At 56.8% G+C, this 20,676-nt stretch carries 17 protein-coding genes and 1 pseudogene; 7 read left to right on the forward strand and 11 right to left on the reverse strand.

Annotated features, from left to right (window positions below; genetic code table 11):
* Window positions 1-416 precede the first annotated feature (416 nt).
* On the reverse strand, window positions 417-2,027 hold the full coding sequence (locus HX898_RS15590) for a right-handed parallel beta-helix repeat-containing protein (protein ID WP_348649453.1): 1,611 nt from the start codon (window positions 2,025-2,027) through the stop codon (window positions 417-419).
* Window positions 2,028-2,712: 685 nt separating this feature from the next.
* Between HX898_RS15590 and HX898_RS15595 the strand changes: the two genes are divergently transcribed.
* Window positions 2,713-3,408, forward strand: coding sequence for an Ig-like domain-containing protein (locus HX898_RS15595; RefSeq protein ID WP_025395616.1), 696 nt, complete (start codon window positions 2,713-2,715; stop codon window positions 3,406-3,408).
* Between the two features lie 145 nt (window positions 3,409-3,553).
* Here HX898_RS15595 and HX898_RS15600 read toward each other — a convergent pair whose 3' ends face one another.
* The 5 genes from HX898_RS15600 to HX898_RS15620 form a co-directional block, all read right to left on the reverse strand.
* Window positions 3,554-4,258, reverse strand: coding sequence for a hypothetical protein (locus tag HX898_RS15600; RefSeq protein ID WP_138330264.1), 705 nt, complete (start codon window positions 4,256-4,258; stop codon window positions 3,554-3,556).
* Window positions 4,258-6,534, reverse strand: coding sequence for a polysaccharide biosynthesis tyrosine autokinase (locus tag HX898_RS15605; protein WP_062943561.1), 2,277 nt, complete (start codon window positions 6,532-6,534; stop codon window positions 4,258-4,260). The genes HX898_RS15600 and HX898_RS15605 overlap by 1 nt, the downstream gene beginning before the upstream one ends.
* Before the next feature lie 51 nt (window positions 6,535-6,585).
* Window positions 6,586-7,290 (reverse strand): sugar transporter, encoded by a 705-nt coding sequence (locus HX898_RS15610; RefSeq protein WP_138386831.1) that lies wholly within the window; start codon window positions 7,288-7,290, stop codon window positions 6,586-6,588.
* A 78-nt stretch (window positions 7,291-7,368) separates the two neighbouring features.
* Entirely contained in the window at window positions 7,369-8,580 is a 1,212-nt protein-coding gene (locus HX898_RS15615) for a polysaccharide biosynthesis/export family protein (protein WP_062943559.1), read from the reverse strand.
* 289 nt (window positions 8,581-8,869) lie between these two features.
* Window positions 8,870-10,294, reverse strand: a complete 1,425-nt coding sequence (locus HX898_RS15620; protein ID WP_138330676.1) for an O-antigen ligase family protein — start codon at window positions 10,292-10,294, stop codon at window positions 8,870-8,872.
* Between the two features lie 309 nt (window positions 10,295-10,603).
* Between HX898_RS15620 and HX898_RS15625 the strand changes: the two genes are divergently transcribed.
* Window positions 10,604-11,203: a transglutaminase-like cysteine peptidase gene (locus HX898_RS15625; RefSeq protein ID WP_138330262.1), complete on the forward strand. Its 600-nt coding sequence runs from the start codon at window positions 10,604-10,606 to the stop codon at window positions 11,201-11,203.
* Between the two features lie 268 nt (window positions 11,204-11,471).
* On the forward strand, window positions 11,472-12,800 hold the full coding sequence (locus tag HX898_RS15630) for a UDP-glucose/GDP-mannose dehydrogenase family protein (protein WP_138330261.1): 1,329 nt from the start codon (window positions 11,472-11,474) through the stop codon (window positions 12,798-12,800).
* Between the two features lie 114 nt (window positions 12,801-12,914).
* Here HX898_RS15630 and HX898_RS15635 read toward each other — a convergent pair whose 3' ends face one another.
* Together HX898_RS15635 and HX898_RS15640 are read right to left on the reverse strand one after the other, a co-directional pair.
* On the reverse strand, window positions 12,915-13,706 hold the full coding sequence (locus HX898_RS15635; RefSeq protein ID WP_138330260.1) for a metallophosphoesterase family protein: 792 nt from the start codon (window positions 13,704-13,706) through the stop codon (window positions 12,915-12,917).
* Window positions 13,707-14,021 (reverse strand): annotated as a pseudogene (locus tag HX898_RS15640) (TolC family protein); the annotation flags it as partial.
* A 358-nt stretch (window positions 14,022-14,379) separates the two neighbouring features.
* Here HX898_RS15640 and HX898_RS15645 point away from each other — a divergent pair.
* The gene (locus HX898_RS15645) at window positions 14,380-14,622 is read left to right on the forward strand and encodes a KTSC domain-containing protein (RefSeq protein WP_003542164.1); all 243 of its coding nucleotides are present in this window, start codon (window positions 14,380-14,382) and stop codon (window positions 14,620-14,622) included.
* 104 nt (window positions 14,623-14,726) lie between these two features.
* Here HX898_RS15645 and HX898_RS15650 read toward each other — a convergent pair whose 3' ends face one another.
* The 3 genes from HX898_RS15650 to ung form a co-directional block, all read right to left on the reverse strand.
* Window positions 14,727-15,332, reverse strand: a complete 606-nt coding sequence (locus HX898_RS15650; protein ID WP_180195049.1) for an alpha/beta hydrolase — start codon at window positions 15,330-15,332, stop codon at window positions 14,727-14,729.
* 11 nt (window positions 15,333-15,343) lie between these two features.
* Window positions 15,344-16,276 carry a VOC family protein gene (locus HX898_RS15655; RefSeq protein WP_180195050.1) on the reverse strand — a complete coding sequence of 311 codons (933 nt, stop codon included), beginning with the start codon at window positions 16,274-16,276 and terminating at the stop codon, window positions 15,344-15,346.
* 135 nt (window positions 16,277-16,411) lie between these two features.
* A complete protein-coding gene (gene ung, locus HX898_RS15660) occupies window positions 16,412-17,113 on the reverse strand; it encodes a uracil-DNA glycosylase (RefSeq protein WP_180195051.1) in 702 nt (233 codons plus the stop codon).
* Window positions 17,114-17,349: 236 nt separating this feature from the next.
* On the opposite strand from ung, the gene HX898_RS15665 reads away from it, so the two are divergent.
* The 3 genes from HX898_RS15665 (at window position 17,350) to HX898_RS15675 (ending at window position 20,665) form a co-directional block, all read left to right on the forward strand.
* On the forward strand, window positions 17,350-18,774 hold the full coding sequence (locus HX898_RS15665; protein ID WP_171598514.1) for a phosphomannomutase: 1,425 nt from the start codon (window positions 17,350-17,352) through the stop codon (window positions 18,772-18,774).
* A gap of 39 nt (window positions 18,775-18,813) precedes the next feature.
* Window positions 18,814-20,241, forward strand: a complete 1,428-nt coding sequence (locus HX898_RS15670) for a mannose-1-phosphate guanylyltransferase/mannose-6-phosphate isomerase (protein WP_171598515.1) — start codon at window positions 18,814-18,816, stop codon at window positions 20,239-20,241.
* Window positions 20,242-20,338: 97 nt separating this feature from the next.
* A complete protein-coding gene (locus HX898_RS15675; protein WP_246412994.1) occupies window positions 20,339-20,665 on the forward strand; it encodes a hypothetical protein in 327 nt (108 codons plus the stop codon).
* The last annotated feature ends 11 nt before the right edge of the window (window positions 20,666-20,676 follow it).

Raw genomic sequence — 20,676 nt, forward strand, 5'->3', positions numbered from 1 at the left:
CCGGGTCCATCACACCCGATCGATGACACGACTGCCTTGGACCCCGACACCGGCGCCGGACCCGCTTGCAAGCCCACGACCTATTACATGAATCCAACCAAAAAGTGACCAAAATTCCAATTTATATCGAGCGGCTTCAGGGATTCTGACTTGACGCTACGCTAAATATACCAACCTAAGCAAGTGAAAATCGCAAATTGCCCAACAACGGCGCAGAGGGATGAACGTGTTGCGCGCATATTCGCGACGTTTACTGGGGCGTTAACTATAAATTCAATCTATAGTTCATTTTTCCTTTGAACGGCGGAAATATTTTTTTATCCGCATCTCCCCGGCCTTCGACCGCCGACACCCCTTCACATAAAGCTTTCAAGTCTTGAACAGCGGGGCCGGCGCTCTCTAAATTTGACGTGATTTCAAACCAGCAGGTGCGACGCTTGGCTGCTATGGAACGCGTCCACATTGATATACACGCCGAGCGAGTCGGTATCGATGTGAGAAGCGCCGTCAGAAATCTTATATTGGAAGGATTCACTGACCTTTCCGCTGAGACCGGCGATTTTCACCGCATCGACCGTATAGGTGTAATCACCATCGCTCTCCACGTGGATGACGCCGTATTTCCCGGTCAGCGTCAGGCCATGCTTATCCACTGCACTGTCACCGAAGCGACGGAGCAGCACGGTTCCATTGATTGCGCTATCGTTTTCGAGGAGGTTGCCATGATAGGCGCCGCCCGTATCCGTGGAGATTTTCAGGCTGTCATGGGCTGCGACAATCCTGGGAACGGCGACGGTGGGTGCGGTCGGAACCTGCGCTTCGGCCGCGGGCGGAGGAGCGCTTGTCTGCGTCGGTGTTGACGGTTCGACCTGCGGCTCCACAACCGGCGTGGTAGGCGTCTCACTGTTGGACGGGGTGTTGCCACTCGTGGCGTCGAGTTCGGCCTGCGCTTGCTCCAGGGTCTTATTGTCGTTGATCAAGAAGGTGCTCTGGAGAGCAATTGCGACCGGCATTGTCAGGGTCGACACCACGCTGTCGATGATATTATCATAGAAAGAGCCGGATGCAGGCCTGTCGACCTTCAGCGCCGAGGACGACAGGTCGTCAAAGACATTACCATGAATATCGATATCCGTGCGTGTATAACTTGGGTAACCTGCAGCGCTGATCGACACGCCCCAGACGCCGTCATGAATATAGTTTCCACTGATATCGTAATTTGTCGCATTGCCCTGATCGCCAAGGCCGATACCGTAGGACCAACTATAGCCGCCGTATCCCGAGATGTCGTTGTCGTGGATGGCGATATTCGTGCCCGCGTTGGCACCTATCCCGAAACCGCCGCCGATCACGGTGTTGTCCTCGACTGCTGCATTTACAGCCCGAACAAGCACCAGGACGCCCTTTGCGCTATTGGTCTCAGTCTGCTCTAGGTGGTTACCCTTGATCAGGATATTGCTGCTGTCGTTCAACTGAATGGCGTCTGCCGCAGCGCCCTGGCTGTTGATGACCAGATTATTGACGATGGTAACGCCAATCACTTTATCCATCCAGATGCCGTCTCCATTTACCCCGGAAATCTTGCTGTTCTCGATGGTAATGTTCTGGCTGCTCTGAAAATTGACGGAACCGGGTTTGCCGGCAAGTCCGGTATTTTCGACCTCGACGTTGCGGACGGTCCAGTTGGAGACATTTCCCGCATATATCGCCGCACCGCCGGTATCAGCAATCTTGATGTTCTCCACGATGATGTTTGAAGCCTTCGAGCCGTGGATGCCGTCATTGCTACTGTGAATAACTGGCACATCGCCAACGCCGTAACTGCCAATTGTAATCGGAGAGCTGACAGTGCCGGAGTATTTCAGGTCGAATTGCTCGTTAAACACGCTTCCGGCGGCAAGCAGCACGCTGTCACCCGGCTTTAACCTCAAGGATTCGACAGCGGAAAGTGTCGCGAAAGCCGACTGCTCGCTCACCCCACTGTTCTGATTGGATCCTGTTGCCGAATTTACATAGTAGACGGTCACGCCGTGATCTCCCAAAGATACTGGAAAATCTTTTACCCGCGGACCTCTCTCTGCCTGCTAAAATGGAACACTAAAATGCGTTCTATCTCGCGATAATTCTTACGCTCTTCACAAAACATCTTCGTTTATCGAATATTTTGCATTGCAACAAAAATTGCGTCGCACAGTTATGTGCGATGCTACCCAATATCTCTGGTGTAAATAATATTATTCTCCACGCATCGCATATTAGTTTACGAAAATTGCGTTTCGAGAGAAACATTACTTGATAAGCAAATGTTACAAATCATGACATCAGTTTCGTCGAAAAGCAGACGCCGGTGCGGGAACCGAAGCAAGACTGAGATTTCAGGCTGTAGCCCGTAGTGATTATATCAACATCTCATCTGCGAATAAGCACCTCCGGGTATTCTTATAAATTGCCCCTGAATAAACATTCTTCTCCTCTGAAGAAACAGGTGTCCGAATCTACCATTTGGTATTCTCACTTATTATTAACGTAATAATTACCATGCGTTTCATCGCCTTATGCGTGTTACAGGTGTGTCATTATTGTACAATACACCCGAAAATGTTCACTTGCTGGTAATTGCACCTTGACTCTCTGTATTAAGATATCCTTAATCGACCAGCTCGCTAAAGGTCAGAATTGACCTAGCAAAGAACAATTCGAGGAGAGACAGTAATGGCTATTCATGCAACAGATGATAGTGCAACATTCCTGGAAACCGACGCTATTTCCGGAAATCTTCTGGCCAACGATACATCCGATGGGAACTTGTTCCTTCGTTTCTTCGATCAGCAGGGCGTTGGCTCCAAGCAAGGCAACAGCCAGGTCACCGAGATCCAGGGCGATTACGGCACCTTCTTCGTCAAGCCGGACGGCAGTTACACCTATGTTCTGAGCGACGCTGCCAAGGTCGGCTTCACCAATGGTGAATTGCTCCAGGAGAAGGTCTCGTACAAGATCTCTGATGGTGCCGGTCACACCGATGTCGGCCTGTTCACCCTGAATATCCAGGGCGTAAGCCAAGTAAAGCCGATCGCTGTCGACGACAACTACAGCTTCACCGAAGGCGACGCCATCAGCGGCAACGCGTTGGACAACGACATTGCTGGCGACAATGGCCACCTCTTCCTCCGCCTATTCGGCACCACGACCGTAAACGGCGACCCGAGCGCAACAACCGACGTCGCCGGTACGTATGGTACGTTCCATGTAAAAGCGGATGGATCATTCACCTATGATCTGACAGCAGATATCGCTCCGGGGGATCAGGTCACGGAAACCATCCAGTTCTACAAGATCTCCGACGGCGAAGGCCACACCGACGCCGGCGTTCTGACACTCAACATCACTGGCGCGGACGCAGAAGTCTGATCATCAGTAGCCAATCAAAAAGCAACGCCCGCCGCGCAGACTGCGGGCGTTGTTTTATGCAAGTTGAATTCGGCCAAGAGAAAGAGCCGTAGCCGCTCAGCCTGTCGGCCAAAAGCTTGGAACTTCTATAAACCAGCCTCGATGATTACTTGCTGCAGCGCTGACGGAACCGCGCCGTCGCGGCCTCTCCGACGCTCGTCCAGCTTCGATCGAAGATCGGGCGAAGCTGTGGGCTGATCTCTCTTATCGTGGCATTGACCCTGCAACGATCGCCCCGTTTCAGCATGGTCATGAGATCGCTATCGAGCGCGCGCTCTGCCGCGGCGAGTGTTGCATCGGTGAAATCGTTCCAGAAATAAAATCGCGTCAGGATCATTACCTGGTCGTACGGCGCAAGCGCAACCGAACGCTTCATCATTCCCGCGATCGAGACCGGCTCTTCCGCAATTGTCGACTGCACGGCCGCAAGACGAAGCCAAAAATTGCTGTTCGTCGGCATACACGAAAGCGCATGCCGCAGATACTGGCGCGCACTCGAGGCCGCAGCGGCCCAGCCGTCGTAATTGAGATTGACACTCTGCCGATCGAGTTGCGCCAGAACGAGGGTTACGCCAGCAGCCACGATGTCGGATCGACAATAGTGTCCGTCAACGACATCGACACTGCGCGACGCATATTTGGTCACGACATCATCCGCAACGGTCTCGCCACGCTCGATCCTTTCGGCGACGATCGAGATGCTGGCCGTTCTTATCGAGGCGTAGAGCTCTCGACCGGCCAGCACCACCAAGACGACGGTGACGATAATGAAGGCGATCCTGGTAATCGAAACGGACTGACTGCGGAACATCAGCTTTCGGTATAGTATCGCGAATAACGCTTATAATAATATTCGCTCGAACCGAATGTCCGGTAGAGTTTCATCTGCGACGGGTCGACCTTGGTCAAGATAGTACCGACGCATTTCGCATAGAGTTCCGGCTCGGACAGCAGGGTCGATTGCACGACCTTGCGCGATGTCTTTCCCCACTCGATAACGAAAACCACCGCATCGAGCTTCGAATTGATGGCGCGCGCGTCCACAACCGGCGCCAAGGGTGGCAGGTCGACGATAATATAATCGAAGCTTTGACGTGCCGTTTCAAGAAGCTGATCCATGCCGCGTGACGCAAGCAGCTCCGACGAATGCGGAACACGATACCGTGCCACCGTTGGCAAAAATGCGAGCTTGGTTTTGGGATCGAGAAGAATCAGATCCTTGAGCGGACGGCTGTCGACGATCGCCTCGAGCAAGCCGGCCTCGGCATGGCGGCCGATCGCCCGGGTGGCGCCGGGATTGCGCATATCGCCGTCGATAAGCAGGCAACGCGCACCCTGCATTGCCAGGAGTTTTGCGAAATTGATGGATGTCGTCGACTTCCCCTCGCCGGGCAAGCTCGACACGACGCCAATGACCTTGCAGCGCTGATCGGCAGCACTGAGGTCGATGGCAATCTTGGCGCTTCGAAGCGTCTCGGCAAAGGCCGAGAGCGGATGCTCCTCGACATAGGTCGTGGTCTTCCCGCCCCTGGCGATGCTTCGCGGATTGCTGGGATCAACAAGCGTCGGATCGTCGACGTTATTTTCAATCAGCGGCATGACACCGAGAGACTCGACATCGAGCACGTCCCGGACATCATCGCCGGTGCGGAAGAACCGATCCCGGAATTCGCGGAAAGCAGCTATACCACTTCCAAATGCACATCCCACGAACATCGCGAAAGCAACGACGAGAGCTCTCCTCGGAGCGCTCGGCTTCGTCGGCGTCTCCGCCGTCGTGATGATGCGCGCAGCGGTAATCGGAAAGCTCTGCTGTTGAATTGCTTCCTGGTAGCGCGTCAAGAAGCTCTGATAGAGATTCTTGTAGGTATCGCGCGTGCGCTCGAGCTCGCGAAGCTGCACCTGCGTCTCGCCAGCCGTTGCGGCCACGCCCGTCGCCTGTGTAACACTGTCGCGCAAAGAGTTTTCCCGCGATTTCGCGACCTGCAGCTCGCTTTGGTAGCTCTCGGCGATGCGGTTCAACTCATCGAACATGAGCCTTTTATATTCTTCCATTTCCGCACGAAGCCGAACCGCCTGGACGTGATCGGGACCGAGCCGCGCCTCGATTTCGGTCTCGAGCTTGGAAGCCTCCAGATATTTCTTGCGCAGGTCGTTCGAAATGGAGCTGTCGAGCACGTCCGTGACGATCGCATCGGTCTGCTTGGCGTCGATGATCGACTTGACGCGCGCATATCTTGCCTCGGCCTTTGCCGTCTCGGCCTGCGCATTGATCAATTGGGTATTGATCTCGGAAAGCTGCTGCTCGCTGATCAGCGTACCGGATCCGGCCTCGACAAGCCCATGCTCGCCGCGGAATTTCTGAACCGCAAGGTCGGTGTCCAGCGCCTGCTGCCGGAGCTCTTCGATGCGCTCCTGCAGCCATTGGCCGGCCCGGCGCGTCGCCTCGTATTTCGAATTGAGCTTGTCGACCAGATAGACGTCGGCGATCCCAGCCGCGATATCACGCGCTAGGTCGGGCGACTGCGCGGTATAACTGACATCGAGGACGTAGGAGCGGCCGACGCGTTCGACATCGATATTGCCTGCGACAGTCTCGGCAGCGCCTCGCCGCCTCATTTCCGGATTAGGTGCTACGGCTGCGTCATCGGCAAACCACGACCGAAAATTCATAAAGGATTTCAACGTTGAGACAGAAAAAAGCGAGCTTTTCGGTCCCATGAACTCCGGATTGTCGACGAGTTTCAGCTTGTCGACAACAGCATAGGCGATGGTGTCGGACTTCAACAGCTCGACCTGACTGAGGACAGTGCCTTCGTCATCGTCCATCTGGCCGAAAGCCGCCAGCTGGTTGATCACCTGACTATCGCTGCGGTCGATCAGCACGCTAGTGTCGGCGGTGTAGACAGGCACCGAAGTCAACACATACACAATGCCGAGAATGGCAAAGGCGAAACCGCAAGCCGCAACCATCCGCCACTGTCGGCGGGCGATTGCGATGAGCTTGTCGAAATCGATGAAATCAGCATCATTTCCGGTATCGCGGGAGGGGTCGATACGCGGCGTAAGTTTATCTGGCGATAGCAATTTCGATCTCCAACAAAGGCGTCAAGCGCTAAGATCTAAGGGCAATTCCAGCTATTGTATGACCGGGACACTCTGACTCGTCGACTCCGTCGGATCGGTAGACGACTGCCCTCCCGCTCCGGCGCTGACGATCGTCGTCGTTGAAGTCGACGATGAATCATCCGAGCCGGCATTCGAAACCTTCAGCGTACCCGCAGTCGTCGCAGCGCCGTCGAACGGCGTACCATCGTCCGCTCCAGGCCCCGTTTGTCCAACTTGCCCGTCATTGCCGATGCCGGAAGCGGCGGCGGCACTTGCACCCGGGCCGAGCGCCGCGGTCCCGCCTTCGGCAAGGACCTTTGCAAAGGCTGCAAGCAGCGGCGCCAGGTTCGGATCGGCGCTCGCCGCCTCGGCAACAGCCTTTTCGATCGCTAGCTTGTATTGCGGATCCGTCACCTGGCAGCTGTTTGCAGCCCGCCCGAGACCGGAGCCGATCGCCGCCATCTGTGAGGCACTGGCCTTCTTGGCCTGGTCGATCACCGGCGACAGCGCGTCATTGCTGCTTCCGACCAGCGCGCGAACACGCGAGGACAGAACCAACGGATCGGACATGTCGAGCAGGACGGCGGGGCTAGCCGTAAATCCGCTGACATCGACGGAAGTCAGATTTGCCGGTCCTAGGCAGGCTGCCGCAAAGGCGCTTGAATTCATGCCGACATACATCGCGACGGCAATTCCGCTATATGCAAGCTTACGATAAACAGCCGATCTTGCCATAACCACAATTTCCTTCATCAAATCCGCTATAAGCCTCCGGCATCGATCATTCAGACCGATGCCGGCGACCTATTTCAATCAATTTCCAAGATCCTGTACCGCGTTACGGGTATCATTCGCATCGTCGGTCACTCCGGAAACAGTGGATGATACCGAGTTCACGATGTCAAGGAACTTGACCAGTTCAACAGAGTCCGAATTGGAAATATAGATAATATCCTTGTCTTCCATCTTGAACTGCTGAACAGCAAACAAGGTTGCCGGGTCGCGCATATTCGCACGGATGATCACCGGAACCATTTCACCCGCAAATCTCGTCGTGTCCACGTGCATCGCTTGAACCGTTTTCTTCGGGACAAGACGATAGAGCAAGACCTGAGCGGGATCGGCGCGGTCGTCGCGCAGGCCGCCCGCCTTGGCGATTGCCTCTCCAAGGGTCAGGTTGGACTCTTCGAAATCGAAGCGGCCACTGGTGCCTGCGGCGCCGAGCATAAGAAAGGTACGGCGCTCATGATCGATCGAGATCGTATCATCCGGTGCGACATAGATATTTTCGGCCGGGTTCTTCAACAGCGTAGTGTAGGCGACGGTTGCCGTCTTGCCGCGGCGCTGCAGCGTCACATTCGTTTCGATATTGTTGGTCGTCAAACCGCCCGCGGCGGAAATGACATCGAGAACACGCTCACCCGCTGGGCTGATCTCAACGCGCTGGGGATTGTTGACATCGCCGAGGATGGCAACCTGGCTAGAGCGGCTTGTCGTTGTCGTAATAACCACCTGCGGTTCGATCGCGCGGCTCGCCAGGCGATCCTCAACGTCCTGCTCTACGGTCTCCTTCAGGCGACCGGCAGCCGGAACCCGACCCGCATAGGGAATTGTGATCGTTCCGTTTCTATCGATGGTCTGCTCTGGCAGCGAGATGTAATTGCCGGGTCGGCTACCTGCATCGGACGGAATGAAGAGGCCACCGGACTGAGCCTCGAAGATGGCAACCGAAACGACATCGCCGTAACCGAGCGGAATTTCGGGCGCTCCGCCTCGACCACCACCAAACCCTTTGAACGAGGTCGGCTGGGGAGCGGTAAAATACGACAGGACGTTCTTGCTGAGATCAACCAGGGCGTAGTCGATACCGACACGACGTTCCTTCGTTGTCACTTTCACCGCCGCATCTCGATCAACGTCTTTGTGATCGGGACCGGATCTTGGCAACGAGGTGCAGCTTGCCAATATAGTCGTTAGCGCTACAACAATGGCGACGCGTGTACTACCGATACGAGAACAACCCATAGAATACCCTGCGTTTACGCCCCTGAAGCTACTGCCCCGCGATCTGACAAAATACAAGACAATCCCCGATCAATAACACTGAAAGCCGATTAACATTCCCCTAACTGTGGCAGGCTGGCAACGCCGAGCCCCTTAGGAAGCGAAAAACGACTTCGGTCCGACTTTTCTTGCGTCGCAACAATCCGAAGGCTGCACCCGCTATAAAATTTCTTGGGTTTCAGAGTCAACCGTTCGCACCTGCACAATCGATCTTTTCCGAAAATCTTATTAAAATCCATCCATTTAAACTTTACGTGGTTAACGGCCGCTCATATGCCATGTCCGCCTCTCCGTTGCTACGGCCGAGGCATATCGCGACAACCGCACTCAGGAAGGCGGAGTAAAACACCGCAAAACCCGGTATCTGCAGCGAAAAATCGACCGCCGCATGAAGGGCGACCAAAACGGTCGCCGCTAGGCCAAGAAGAACATAGTGCCGGAGACGCCGTCTTTGGGCCAGCCCGTGCCAGAACACTCTGGCAAGCACCGAGAATGCAAGGACTGTCGCAATCGGGAACAATATTCCGAGGCCCAGAAATCCTTCGAGATAGAAATTATGCGCACGGTCGAAGACTCCGAAAATACCGCAAGCCGGATCGCGGTAGGCGGAAAACACGGTCCGGAAGGTTCCGAGCCCCGTTCCCGTCAACCAATGATCCGAGATGGCACGCCATATGCCCGGCAGAATGCAAAACCGATCATCATCCTCGAGTCGCCGCTCTTGCGCACGCAAAATCGCCTGGCCCGCAAACACGGTCAGCAACAATACGACGAAACCAATCGCCGAGAGGAGCTTTAGCATCGAACGCCATCTTGGCGCCGGTCTCAGATGACGCCTCGAGCCGTTCCAATTGATGACAAGCCATGGAAAATAGACGAGAGCGGCAACAAAGGTCGCAAATATCCCGGCGCGGGAGCGGCTCAGCATCAGCGCGGTGAAGCATGCGCATAAGAACAGGATATAGATCCACGATCTCAAGAGAAGAGCGTTTCGGCCCGGCTCGCCGGGCGGATACTTCGAATAGGCTCGGGTAATGTCCCTGACCAGGGTCAGCATCAACAGCGTTCCAAGCCCGAGGAAGGTCGCAGCAGTATTGCGGTTGACGAAGACCGCAGTCAGGCTGTCGAGGTAGGCGTGTTTTTCGACGACGATCAAAATTTTGGGAAACAGCAAAAACTGGATCAGGCCGAAAACCGCGATGATACCCGCCGCAAGCCCGAGCCCGGTGAGCACTTTCCTCGCGCGCTGATCGGTATCGCATAAGAGAAGCCCGGTCAGGAACGTGACGAAAGGCAGCGCGACCCAGAGGATCGACGCCAGCGTGTCGGCCGGTTCGACCGAGATCGCCGCGGACCGGGCACCTGCAAGGTCACGCGCAGCATTCCAGGCGGGATTTGCCAACCGATTGGCGGGCAGTTCGATGGTTTGGATGAACGCCCAGCCCGCCAGGACGACGAGTAGAAACAAAGCGATACTGAAAACCCATCTGCTTTGTCTCGGCTCTCTAAACAGCAATCCCGAAATGATGGCGAGGGCAAACATCCCGATCGCGGCGAAGGCGAAGGGAAAGGGTGTAACGCTCCCGAACGGTATGAGCGTCAATATAACGAGGCCGATGAAGGCAAAAAGCAAAACCTCTCGCAAGACCTGCTTATTGATGAGGTTGGAGAACATGTGAATTCGTTTACCAGAGTAGGCGGCGACCAAAGCCATTACAACCGAAGAGATTAATTTACTCGTACTAACATAAGTTGAACATCAAGCGCTTGCGTGCTAAAGTGTAACAGAATTCCACATCGTTTAAAATTGTCGCGAAAGGTTTAAGCCAATCGAGACAAGGCCCGGCTATGCTCCTTCCAAGCAGCAGAAACGGGACAGATATTCTGCGCCCAATACTTGGCAGATCATCAGATCGCCATGCCATTGACCGAGAAAAAAGGCAAGCCTGATCTCAATCGGTTGCCCTGAACGGGGATTTAAGAGATGAAGAAAACAGTCGTTACACTTCTGGCACTGGCCTTTACAGCAGGCAATGCATGCTCGGCATTTGCCGCCGGTCCCGCTGGTTTTGCCCGCGGTCTGACCGGTAATTCGGCGGTCAGTTATATCTCTGAAAAAGGCAAGATCATTCCGCCTTTCGCCCAGGTGCTGTTCTGCGCCCAGAACCCGACCGAATGCCGCGACAACAATGGTTTGGCGGTCGTTGCGATGACCGACAAGCAAATGCTGCAACTGAAGGACGTCAACACCGCCGTCAATCGTACGATGATCGGCCGGAACGACTCCCGCAACGAACTGAATGGCGACGTCTGGAAGGTGAATGTGCGCAGCGGCGACTGCGAAGATTTCGCTTTGACCAAGCGCAGCCGGCTGATCGCGATGGGCTGGTCGTCGCGCGCTTTGCGGATCGCGACGGCATATACGCCCTCCGGTGAAGGACATGCGGTCCTCGTCGTCAGAACCGACAAGGGCGATCTCGTCCTCGACAACAGGAAAAGCAGCATCAAGAACTGGCGCGATACCGATCTGCGCTGGGACAAGATTCAATCGGGAACAGACCCTTACGTCTGGTACCGGCTATAACAGCCGAGGCAGCGACATAGACTGATTGATCCTGATTCCGGATTGAAGTCGAGCCTGCTCTGACGAGCCGCTCGACTTGTCATATCGCCCACACAAACCTATGTTTTGGCTATCGACGGGGCAGCGCGCAACAAGTTGCGGTGCCCGGAGTTCGATTTCCGATGTGGGTTTCAGGCGATCTTCGGTATTGTCTTTTCGTCCAGATTAACTATGACGAACTCATGCTGCGACGCAGCATGACGTTCTACTCTAATGATTTGAGGGAAATATGCGCATCACGATGATTGGATCAGGCTATGTCGGCCTCGTTTCAGGCGTTTGCTTTGCGGATTTCGGCCACGACGTCATCTGCGTCGACAAGGATCTGAGTAAGATCGAAGCCCTTCGCGAAGGCCGCATTCCGATCTACGAGCCGGGTCTGGAACAGTTGGTCGCCGAAAATACCAGCACCGGCCGGCTGTCGTTTTCGACGGATGTCGGCGAAAGTGTCCGCAGCGCCGATGTCGTGTTCATCGCAGTCGGCACGCCGTCCCGGCGCGGCGACGGCCACGCAGACCTTTCCTATGTCTACGCCGCTGCACGCGAGATTGCCACCTATGTGGAAGGCTTCACCGTTATCGTCACCAAGTCGACGGTGCCGGTTGGCACCGGAGACGAGGTCGAGCGCATCATGCGCGAAACCAATCCTGCGGCGGATGTCGCCGTCGTTTCCAATCCGGAATTCCTGCGTGAAGGTGCGGCGATCGAAGACTTCAAGCGTCCCGACCGTATCGTCGTCGGCCTGAACGACGACCGGGCGCGCGAAACCATGACCGAGGTCTACCGCCCGCTCTATCTCAACCAGGCCCCCTTGGTCTTCACCACCCGCCGCACCTCCGAACTGATCAAATATGCGGCCAATGCCTTCCTCGCGATGAAGATCACCTTCATCAACGAGATCGCCGATCTCTGCGAACGGGTCGACGCAAACGTCCAGGACGTTTCGCGCGGAATCGGTCTCGACGGCCGTATCGGCTCCAAGTTCCTGCATGCCGGCCCAGGCTACGGCGGTTCGTGCTTCCCCAAGGATACGCTTGCCCTTGCCAAGACGGCGCAGGATTACGACGCGCCGATGCGTCTCATCGAGACGACGATCTCGATCAACGACAACCGCAAGCGGGCGATGGGACGCAAAGTCATTTCGGCCGTCGGCGGAGACATTCGCGGCAAGAAGATCGCGATCCTCGGCCTGACCTTCAAGCCGAACACCGACGATATGCGCGACAGCCCGGCGATCGCAGTCATCCAGACCCTGCAGGACGCCGGCGCGCAAGTGGTCGGCTACGATCCCGAGGGCATGGAGAACGCCCGCAAAGTAATCGACAACATCGAATATGCGAGCGGTCCCTATGAAGCGGCCGCTGGTGCGGATGCGCTTGTCATCGTCACCGAATGGAACCAGTTCCGCGCGCTCGATTTCAGTCGCCTGAAGCAGTCGATGCGCGCTCCGATCCTGGTCGATCTGCGCAATATCTACCGCAGCGACGAAGTCCGCAAACACGGCTTTACCTATACCGGCATCGGCACCAACCTTTATCAGGAAACGACCGGCGCCTGAGATAGCCTCCTGAACATCTGATCGTCCTGACGCCGCGGAGCATAATCCGCGGCGTTTGGTTTTGAGCATGATGCCGAAAGTGCAAGCGTTTCGGACGACACCATGCTCGCCGAATTAAAGAATTCCGACCCGCGTTCCCTTTATCGTCAGCACAGTCAGCCGGCCGGTCGCCGAAACCGCAGTGTCGATGCCGATGCGTTGCGGACCGAATGTCGGGATTCGCGCCGGGGTATGGCCGTGGATCACCAGGACAGGAAGCTGCGGCCCTTCATCCAGGAAGGGCTGACGGATCCACATGAGGTCGCTGTCTTTCTGCCTCTTGAGGTCGATGCCCGGCCTGATGCCCGCATGAACGAAGAGGATCCTTCCCATCCGCAGCATGACCGGCAGCGATTCGAGAAATTGGATATGCCGCTCGGGTATCATATTGCGAATGACGCGGGCGATTGTTTCGCTTCCGGCCGCCGACTGCAGCAGATGCTCGATATCGATACCGTATGAGTGCAGCGTCTCCGTTCCGGCAAAGCCGAGCCATTCAAGAATGCGCGCCGGTTTGCGATAGAGATTCACCAGCTCCGCGTCATGATTGCCGCACAGGACGAAACGTTGAAACCCCGGCGGCGGGGTCCTGCTCAGGAATTCCAGCACCGCGCTCGAATCCGGCCCGCGATCGACATAATCGCCGAGCGTGACGATGAGCTTCGGCCCCGGAATGCGCGCGGCATCCTCCTCGATGCGGCGATGTGCCTCGACGAGTTCTTTGTAACATCCGTGAACATCGCTCATCGCGTAGACCGCAGCGAATTCGCCTTCGGCAAACGTCAGCCGAGCGCGTCTTTTACGGTTGCCAGCCAGTATCGGTATCTGTTGTCGCCACGGCGCTAGATAGTCAAACATGGAACCCATTTATGAGACCCGACCGAATGGCGGGTTGTCGGAAACAATCCATCTCTTATCCATCGCTGCAACGGCATGAGGCTCAGTGTCCATAAGAATTTGGCCTGATCGCGGCCCCACCGAAGTTATGCCCGAACCAATTGCCACATTCAGAGTGACATAGTCCCTCGCCATTTGCTGCACCGCCTGCGCCAGCTTCGCCTGACTGGTCGCGACCGAACGCTGCGCATCCAGCACATCAAGCAAGGAGGATTGCCCATCCTTGTAGCTCCCGATTGAAAGCGCAAGAGTCTCCTGCGTGGTCTTCACCTGAGCCTGCAGCGCCCGCGACTCGGCAACGCCGATATTGGCCCTTGCAGCGGCGAGGTCACGCCCCGCCTTGCGGATGTAATCATTCATACTTGGGAGGGTGCCGCGGTTAATATTACGCTATAATTTGCTATATGATGGTTAATCCGGCGTTAAACCGGCGATTATTGCGTTTCTCGCGACGTTATCGGCTAATATTCCCCAAATGGAGGAGCCACAGGTATCGGATTTCCACAGGCCACACCTTCGAAAAAGCTGTAAAAATCAACCATAACGATAGCCATCAGGAAAAAATGAACGTTAAAGAAGATGATGCTTGACGCCCCCGCGGCGCAGCATAATGATGGCGCGTTGCGAGTGTGAATGACATTTCTTGATCAGGAATCTCAGATCCAAAATTGCGGGGTGCAAAGTGGAAACTGCGGTTGATTCGAAACTTATCGAGGCGATCACCTACGACGAAGACAGCCGGCATCTACGGGTCTATCTGACCAACGGTCAGAGGCGAGAATATGAAGGCGTTCCCAAGGGCGTCGTCGTCGGGTTGACGATGGCGGAATCACCGGGAAATTTCTACATGAAGGCAATCAGGGGCAAATATCCTCCTCGCCCCTAATGTCCTATCGATCACGACGATAGAATCCTTGTTTCAGCAAAGATGCGGGACCGGCATTCGCCGGTCCCGCAAACCAGTTTCCAGCCGACCGACGGTGCACGCCGTCAATAACCGCCGAGAAAATCGCGGACCGCATTGATCTCGAGCGGCGCGATCTCGTGACCGCCGGGATGCCAGACCACCGTGATCTCCGCCCCTCGGTTTTTCAGATGTTCGGACAGCGCCTCTGTCATGGAGACGGGCGCGATCGGGTCTCGCTGCCCGGCCGTCATCAGCACCTTTCTTCCCGCGAGCGTCGACTGGGCTTCGGGTTGAAACGGAATGAGCGGGTGCATCAGAACCGCGGCATCGAAGATACCCTTCTCGATCAGGACATTGGCAAGAATATTTGCGCCGTTCGAAAAACCCAGGCCGAGAATATGGGAAGCCTGGTACTCGTCAGCGAATGCCTTGACGTAGGCGGCCATCTTCTCCGTCGCTCGTGAGAGATCGGGCATGTCGTAGACCCCCTCCCCGGTGCGGCGAAAGAAGCGCGCCGCTCCGTGTTCGGAAACATCGCCGCGCGGCGAGAGAATCGTCGCTTCAGGCAGCAGGCGCCGGCCGAAGTCGAAGAACTGGTTCTCGTCGCCGCCGGTGCCGTGCAGCACCAGCAAGATGGGTTTATCAGGTGCACCGGCATGCAGCCGGTGCACATATCCGGTTTCGGTCATATCGCCTATCCTCACACTTCGAGCGGCTGCAGATGCTGCTCGAGCAGCGCGCGAAGATGGGCGTGCTGTTGCGGCAGTTTCAGGGCTTCGCCAAGATGGGCCGTATCCTCGTCGCGGTCGAAGCCGGGCTCATTGGTCGCGACCTCGAACAGCACGCCGCCCGGCGTGCGGAAATAGATCGCCCAGAAATAATCGCGGTCGATCACCGGCGTGACCTGATAACCGGTGTCCATCAGCGCTTTGCGCACTTCGAGTTGCTTCTCACGGTTTTCGACAGCGAAGGCGACATGGTGGACGGAGCCGGCGCCCGGAAGGGCCCGGGCAATGTTCGGCATGGTCTCGAGATCGATGAGATGTGCGCCATTGCCGGAGGGCTTGATCAGCCGCTTGACGCCGTCCCTTTCCTCGGCGACCTCGTAACCCATGAACTTCAAGAGTTCGGCCGTGGCGCCCTCGTCCCTCAGCCGCATGGCGACGGAGTGGAAGCCGTAAATGGCATGGTCTTCGTTGATGCCGCCATGTGTCCAGGCCTGGCGGGCGTCATCCTTGACCTCGACGAGCGCGAAGCCATCGCCATCCGGGCCGGAGAAGTTCAGCCGTTTTTCGCCGAAACTTTCCTCGGCCTTCAGGCCGCCGACACCAAGCGCGACAAAGCGATCGCTCCAGAAGCCGAGCGAACCTTGCGGAACGGAAAACACAGTCGTGCCGACTTCGCCGGTACCGGAACGGCCCTGCGCCATCTTCGGGAACGGGAAATAGGTCATGACCGTGCCGGGCGCACCGGTCTCGTCACCATAATAGAGGTGATAGACATCGGGCGCGTCGAAATTCACCGTCTTCTTGACGCGTCGCAGGCCGAGCGCATTGGTGAAAAACTGGTTGTTGGTGCGGGCATCCTGCGCCATCGACGTGACGTGGTGCAGACCCTTGATCTGATCGAGCATGTCAAACCCCTTTCATGCCCGCCGTTGCGGGCTTTCGATGAGGCTAAGATGCGCGCTGAAACTCCCGTAGAACAGACCCGTAGACCAAAACGCATTGTCTTCTTTTAGTGAACGAACGACAAATTCCGTTCACACCTACGCCCCATGGGGATCGGCCGGCAATTGCCAGTCGATCGGCGCACGTCCGCGCGACTGCAAGAAGGCATTCGCCTTCGAAAAATGCCCGCAGCCAAAAAAACCGTTATGGGCCGAAAGCGGCGAGGGATGCGGCGCTCTGAGCACAAGATGCCGCGTCGTATCGACAAAGGCGGCCTTGCGTTGGGCATAGGAACCCCACAGCATGAAGACTACGGATTCGCATTCATCGTTGACCTTGCGGATGACGGCGTCGGTGAAGCGTTCCCACCCCTTTCCCTGATGAGCAGCCGCCTGCCCTTCCTCGACGGTCAGCACGCTGTTCAGCAGGAGTACGCCCTGCTTTGCCCAATGTTCTAGAAAACCGTGACGTGCCGGCGTTATACCAAGATCCGTCTCCATCTCCTTGTAGATATTGACCAGGGAGGGCGGTATGCGCACGCCCGGCCGGACACTGAAACACAGCCCATGGGCTTGCCCGACTCCATGATACGGGTCCTGGCCGAGGATGACGGCCTTGACGTTGGAGATCGGCGTCAGATCAAGAGCGCGGAAATATTCGCTGCCCTTGGGGAAAATCCGCTTGCCGACCTCTTTCTGCGCGACGAGGAAGGATTTGAGCTGTTGCATGTAGGGGCTTGAAAACTCCCCCTCCAGCGCGGCTTTCCAGCTCTCCTCGAGACTGACGGATGTATCGCTCATCTAGGAAAATCCTTCGCATAGGACGAAACAACGGACACACGGTTCTAACAAAATCAATCTACGCTGCAATGCCTGTCGGCTCGGCAATGGTCTACACCTTCAGAATTCGGTGAGAGAAGATTGCGAGGCTGTCCGAGGCATCGTCGTCCGTATTTAACTATATGATGGCTTTGGTATTTACGCCGGCAGGCGGCCTGAGTAGAACTTTGATGGTGAAATCGGAGCCATGTCTTCCCATGAAATTCGGCACGAGCGGCCTTCGCGGACTTTCAGTCGACCTCAAGGGACGCGCCTCCGCCCTCTACGCCACCGCGTTCGGCAAATATCTGCTGCAGACAGGCAAGGCGCGGACCGGCGACGTCATTCTGATCGGCCGCGATTTTCGCGATTCGAGCCCTGAAATCTCGGGAAATTGTGCCGGTGCGCTTGCCGCGCTCGGCTTCCGGATCTTCGACTGCGGCAATGTCCCCACGCCCGCCCTTGCCCTCTATTGCCTCGACAGCAAGGCCGCCTGCCTGATGGTTACGGGCTCGCATATTCCGGCGGACCGCAACGGCATCAAATTCTATCGCCCGGATGGTGAGATCGACAAATCGGACGAGGCTGCTATCACCGCATTGGCGGCCGAGATCGAGCGAACCGGTGAAACGGTGGCGCAGGCGCCAGCCGAGACGGAGGAGCATGAAGCGATCTGCCGGCAGCTCTTTTTCGAACGCAATGCAGCCCTGCTTCCGCAGGGCGCGCTGTCCGACATGAAGATCGGTGTCTACCAGCACAGCAGCGTCGCCCGCGACCTGCTGGTTGATGTTCTCGCCCATTACGGCGCCGAGATCACCGCTCTTGGACGTTCGGAGAGTTTCATTCCCGTCGACACCGAAGCCGTTTCAGACGAGACGATCACGCTGATGAAGCGCTGGGTGTCCGAGCACAAGTTCGATGCGATCGTCTCGACCGATGGCGACGGCGACCGTCCGCTGGTCGCAGACGAAACCGGCACGCCGTTGCGCGGTGACCTTCTCGGCCTTGTGGCAGCCAATTTCCTCGGCGCCGGCACGGTGGTGACACCGGTTACCTCCAATTCCGGCATCGAGGCCGCGGGCTCTTTCGCCGTCCGGCGCACCCGCGTCGGCTCACCCTTCGTCATTTCAGGCATGGAAGAGGCCGTGGCGGCTGGCAAGGATCATGTCATGGGCTTTGAAGCCAATGGCGGGCTGCTGACCGCAACCGCCTTTGATATCAACGGCCGGAACGTACGTGCCTTGCCGACACGCGATTGTTTTATCCCGATGCTCGCGATCCTGTCGCTCGCAGCCATCCGCAAGCAGCCGCTTTCGGCCGTTGCCGCCTCCTATCAGCTGCCCTTTGCCGCCGCCGACCGCCTGGAGAATTTTCCGCTGGAGACGAGTGCCGCGCTGATGGAGCATCTGCGTGCTTCGGACGAAAATCTCTCGGCTTTCCTGCAGCCGATCGGCGAGGTAGCGACGAAATCCGACATCGACGGACTTCGGGTGACGCTGAGAGATGGCGGCATCATTCATTTCCGCCCGTCCGGCAATGCCCCGGAAATGCGCTGCTACACGGAGGCCGGCAGCGAAGCTGCAGCCCTGGAGCTGCTGAATACAGGGCTCAATCGAATAACAGACTGGGCAGGCGCCCGGTAACATGCGACCAACAAGCCGTCTACTTCAAGGAACCCGCCTATGACGCAGAAAATCGTTCCCGTGATCATGGCCGGCGGCAAAGGCACGCGGCTCTGGCCGCTTTCCCGTGCCACCGCACCGAAACAATTCATCCAGTTCGTCGGCGACAAGACGTTGTTTCAGGAAACTCTTGAACGCGTTTCCGATCCCGAGCTCTATGAAGCCCCGATCGTCGTCACCAATGAGGAATTCCGCTTCCTGGTCGCCGAGCAGGCACGCGAGCTTGCCATCCCGCTCGCTGCCGTCCTGCTCGAACCGGTCGCCCGCAACACAGCCGCAGCAGTGGCCGCCGCTGCAACGCTCGCTGGCGAGCTGTTCGGCAAGGGCACCATCATCCAGATGCTCGCCTCGGATCACGAAATTCTCGCCGACAAGAGCTATTTCGATTGCATCCGCATCGCCCGCGATGCTGCTGCCGATGGCAGCCTCGTCACTTTCGGCATCAACCCGACTGAGCCGGCGATAGGCTACGGCTATATCGAGATCGGCGATGCCCTCAAAAACGGTGCGCACAAGGTCAAGCGCTTTGTCGAAAAGCCGGCACTTGAGAAGGCCGAGCAGATGCTCGCCGACGGCGGCTTCTACTGGAACTCGGGCATCTTCATGTTCCCGGTGACAGAACTTATCGCCGAACTGCAGGAATATGCACCCGATGTGCTGAAGGCGGCCAGCAAGGCCGTTTCGAAGGCGAGCCGCGACCTTGATTTCACCCGTCTCGACGCCGACCATTTCGCCAAGAGCCCCGATATCTCCATCGATTATGCGATCATGGAAAAGACCTCCAAGGCAGCCGTCGTCCCCTCGCCGTTCAAATGGTCGGACATGGGCAGCTGGGATTCAGTCTGGAAATCAGGCGCGCGCGACGACAACGGCAATGTTGCCGCCGCAAACACCACCGTCGTCAATACTCGCAATTCGCTCGTCATGACCCGTGGTGTGCATCTTGCCGTCCAGGGCATGGAGGATGTCGCCGTCATCGCCAGCGAGGACGCCGTCTATGTCGGACCGCTCAAAGACAGCCAGAATGTCGGACAATTGGTCAAGATGCTGGCGTCTTCTTCCACTACCGCGAAATTCACCGAAACCCATCCGACATCTTATCGCCCCTGGGGCGGCTATACCTCCATCTTCAACGGCGACCGCTTCCAAGTGAAGCGTATCTTCGTCACGCCGGGCAAGAAGCTCTCGCTGCAAAAACACCACCATCGTTCCGAACACTGGATCGTCGTCAAGGGAACGGCTGAGGTGACGGTCGGCGAGAACGTGCGGATGCTGCGCGAGAACGAAAGCGTCTACATCCCGCTCGGCGAAGTCCACCGCCTCGCCAACCCCGGCAAGATTCTTCTCGAGCTCATCGAGGTTCAGACGGGCTCCTATCTCGGCGAGGACGACATCATCCGTATCGTCGATGAGTTTGGAAGAACGTAAATCGCAGCCGGAGCGATGGTCGGGCCTTTTCCGGCGCGACCATCCTCACTGTTGAATTTCCTCTTGGGGTTCTCGTAGAATGGATGTACCGACAGACATGACCGGAGATATCCCCCTGATGCGTACCTTGCCCGTCCTCGCCGGATTCCTTGCAATCTTGGTGCCGGGAATGGCGTTTGCCGAAACGGCAAGCATGCGAACCGCAAACGAGTCGGAAATTCGCCAGCACCTGCCCGGTACGTCCGAACTCAAGGAAGCCAAGAACGGCTACGAATATCGCGACGGCAATAAGAATGGCTACAAGATAACCAATGGCCAGGTGTGCGTCCTATTCCCCAGCAAGAAGACTGATTGCGTCAACGTGAAGACCGACGGCAAGAGGTTTCAGATGATCGACAAAAAAGGCGGCCGAACCAGATTCTGATTTGTGGCCCG

It is taken from the genome of Rhizobium sp. WYCCWR 11128, from assembly GCF_013416305.1.
Classification (GTDB): Bacteria; Pseudomonadota; Alphaproteobacteria; order Rhizobiales; family Rhizobiaceae; genus Rhizobium; species Rhizobium indicum.

What these genes read in the sequence shown, in the direction of transcription:
- HX898_RS15650 (WP_180195049.1), bottom strand. Translation starts at nt 15,332, where the DNA reads ATGACCGAAACCGGATATGTGCACCGGCTGCATGCCGGTGCACCTGAT.
- ung (WP_180195051.1), bottom strand. Translation starts at nt 17,113, where the DNA reads ATGAGCGATACATCCGTCAGTCTCGAGGAGAGCTGGAAAGCCGCGCTG.
- HX898_RS15610 (WP_138386831.1), bottom strand. Translation starts at nt 7,290, where the DNA reads ATGGCAAGATCGGCTGTTTATCGTAAGCTTGCATATAGCGGAATTGCC.
- HX898_RS15600 (WP_138330264.1), bottom strand. Translation starts at nt 4,258, where the DNA reads ATGTTCCGCAGTCAGTCCGTTTCGATTACCAGGATCGCCTTCATTATC.
- HX898_RS15630 (WP_138330261.1), top strand. Translation starts at nt 11,472, where the DNA reads ATGCGCATCACGATGATTGGATCAGGCTATGTCGGCCTCGTTTCAGGC.
- HX898_RS15620 (WP_138330676.1), bottom strand. Translation starts at nt 10,294, where the DNA reads ATGTTCTCCAACCTCATCAATAAGCAGGTCTTGCGAGAGGTTTTGCTT.
- HX898_RS15595 (WP_025395616.1), top strand. Translation starts at nt 2,713, where the DNA reads ATGGCTATTCATGCAACAGATGATAGTGCAACATTCCTGGAAACCGAC.
- HX898_RS15635 (WP_138330260.1), bottom strand. Translation starts at nt 13,706, where the DNA reads ATGGGTTCCATGTTTGACTATCTAGCGCCGTGGCGACAACAGATACCG.
- HX898_RS15615 (WP_062943559.1), bottom strand. Translation starts at nt 8,580, where the DNA reads ATGGGTTGTTCTCGTATCGGTAGTACACGCGTCGCCATTGTTGTAGCG.
- HX898_RS15670 (WP_171598515.1), top strand. Translation starts at nt 18,814, where the DNA reads ATGACGCAGAAAATCGTTCCCGTGATCATGGCCGGCGGCAAAGGCACG.
- HX898_RS15625 (WP_138330262.1), top strand. Translation starts at nt 10,604, where the DNA reads ATGAAGAAAACAGTCGTTACACTTCTGGCACTGGCCTTTACAGCAGGC.
- HX898_RS15665 (WP_171598514.1), top strand. Translation starts at nt 17,350, where the DNA reads ATGAAATTCGGCACGAGCGGCCTTCGCGGACTTTCAGTCGACCTCAAG.
- HX898_RS15655 (WP_180195050.1), bottom strand. Translation starts at nt 16,276, where the DNA reads ATGCTCGATCAGATCAAGGGTCTGCACCACGTCACGTCGATGGCGCAG.
- HX898_RS15675 (WP_246412994.1), top strand. Translation starts at nt 20,339, where the DNA reads ATGACCGGAGATATCCCCCTGATGCGTACCTTGCCCGTCCTCGCCGGA.